The organism is Neisseria sp. P0001.S005, assembly GCF_051963715.1.
The window spans coordinates 1-1,868 of sequence record NZ_JBQCTZ010000365.1; the positions used below are offsets into that span (position 1 = coordinate 1).

A 1,868-nucleotide genomic window follows, 5' to 3' on the forward strand; every position below is an offset into this window, starting at 1 on the left:
TCGCCCATGCCGAGGATACGGCTGGCAAGACGGTCGGGGTGGAAAGGTTCGAGGCCGTTGATTTTCTCGCCGACACCGATAAATTTAATCGGTTTGCCGGTTATATGGCGTACGGACAATGCCGCACCGCCGCGCGAGTCGCCGTCCATCTTGGTCAATACGACACCGGTCAGCGGCAGGGCTTCATTAAATGCCTGAGCTGTATTTACCGCATCCTGACCCAGCATGGCATCGATAACGAACAAAGTTTCAACCGGGTTGACTGCCGCATGAAGCGCTTTGATTTCGTTCATCATCTCTTCATCGATTGCCAAACGGCCTGCGGTATCGACCATCAATACATCGTAAAAATGTTTTTTGGCATAATCGACGGCGGCAGTTGCAATTTCAACCGGTTTTTGGTTGGTGTCGGATGGGAAAAAGTCCACGCCGACCTGTTCGGCCAACAGACGCAGCTGTTCAATCGCGGCAGGGCGGTAAACGTCGGCAGATACCACCAAAACTTTTTTCTTCTGATCGTTTTTCAGCAGGCGGGCGAGTTTGCCGACGGTTGTTGTCTTACCGGCACCCTGCAAACCGGCCATCAAAACGATGGCAGGCGGTGAAACCGACAAATCCAGCGTTTTGTTTTCCTTGCCCATCAGTTCGACTAAGGCTTGGTTGACCACGCCGATAAAGGCTTGGTCAGGCGTCAGGCTGCCGACGACTTCTTGGCCAAGGGCCTGTTCTTTGACTGTGTTGACGAATTCTTTAACGACGGGTAATGCAACGTCGGCTTCCAGCAGGGCAAGACGAACCTCGCGCAAGGCTTCTTTAATATTGTCTTCGGTCAGCGTTGATTGGCCGCGAATATTTTTAAGTACCTTGCTGAAGCGGTTGGTCAGGTTGTCTAACATACTTATCCTTGATAATGAGAATAGCTGCCCAATACAGGGCATTCTTTGTTAAAATAAAATTCGGATTATTTTACACGATAGTCCGAAGTTATGCTTCAAGAACACAAATACGCACACCAAGGCCGTCTGAAACCCTGCCGGTTGTTTGCAAGTGTTTACATGTCTATTGAGAAAGATATTTATGCCGATTGTCTTAATCTGCCTTATGCTGGTGTATGCCGGATTGGGCGCATTTTCCTGGTTGCAACATAAAAAGCACAATAATAAGTCTTACCCGCTGAAAACCGAGTTGCTGATTTTGAGCGGCGCATTATTGGTACATGGCGCAGCATTGATGTTCCCTGTATTGCAGGATAGGGTATTGATTACCGGTTTTGGTTATTCGCTCAGTCTGATAGTCTGGCTGATGCTGATGATGTATTGCTTGGGCAGCTTCTTTTATTGTCTGCGCGGAGTGCAACTCTTATTGTATCCCTGTGCCGCATTGACCTTATTGTTGGGTTTCCTTTTCCCGGGGGATTTTTCAGGTCGCCAAATTGTAGACTTATTGCCACTGTCGCACATCGCATCATCATTGCTTGCATACGGATTGTTTGGCATCGTTACCTTATTTGCCATCCTAATCCTTTTAATCAACCGTAATTTGCACAAACGCCGTTTTTCCGCATTGGTCAGCTTCTTGCCGCCATTATTGAGTTTGGAGAAACTCATGTTCCAAGGTATTTGGGCAGGTTTCATTTTATTGACCTATTCAGTTATCAGCGGGACGTTTTTTGCCGAAGCCGTTTTCGGCAAACCCATGACCTTCACGCATAAAACCATCTTCAGTATTATGTCGTGGTTGATTTATGGCGCATTATTGTTGAAACACAGTATGACCGCATGGCGCGGCAAAAAAGCCGCCGTTTGGACTATTGTCGGATTTGTCAGTCTGATTTTTGCCTATGTAGGCAGTAAATTTGTCCTAGAAAT

General features: G+C 47.4%; 2 protein-coding genes. One reads left to right on the forward strand and one right to left on the reverse strand.

Features of this window, described 5'->3' with window-relative positions; all coding sequences use genetic code 11:
- The coding region (locus ACTHSP_RS20190) for a signal recognition particle protein (protein ID WP_440346789.1) at positions 1 to 896 on the reverse strand (896 nt) is incomplete at its 3' end.
- Between the two features lie 181 nt (positions 897 to 1,077).
- Between ACTHSP_RS20190 and ACTHSP_RS20195 the strand changes: the two genes are divergently transcribed.
- On the forward strand, positions 1,078 to 1,868 hold a 791-nt coding region (locus ACTHSP_RS20195), incomplete at its 3' end, for a cytochrome C assembly family protein (RefSeq protein ID WP_440346790.1).